At 37.1% G+C, this 423-nt stretch carries 1 protein-coding gene; it reads right to left on the minus strand.

Annotation, left to right across the window (positions count from 1 at the left end):
• The coding region (locus HMPREF2867_RS08465) for a MucBP domain-containing protein (protein ID WP_176744111.1) at positions 1-423 on the minus strand (423 nt) is incomplete at both ends.

Genomic DNA, 423 nt, shown 5'->3' on the forward strand with positions numbered 1-423 from the left:
CAGATGCTTTGATTGTCTTACCTTCAGTGTCTACGTAGTGAACATATACATTACCCTTAGGTTGTACTGGTTGTTCTTTAAGTTGGTAAACGTAAGTTACATTCTTATCGCCTTCGATAACTTTACCTGTTGTAGCGTCATCACCTGTCCAGTGACCTTGTTCGTCGACTTGACCTACTTTGTAGTTACCTGCTGGTACCAATTCGTATGTCTTACCTTCGAATTCGATTTCTTTTGGACGGTTATCAATTACTGTATCGTAGTCTTTACCTACTGGTTGATCTTTTTCATCTGTTACAGATGCTTTGATTGTCTTACCTTCAGTGTCTACATAGTGAACGTAAACATTACCTTTCACTTCTTTATAAACGTAAGTGATTGTTGATTTAGGTTTATCAACTTTACCTTTAATTGGATCAGATG

This window comes from Streptococcus sp. HMSC064H09 (assembly GCF_001812625.1).
GTDB lineage: Bacteria > Bacillota > Bacilli > Lactobacillales > Streptococcaceae > Streptococcus.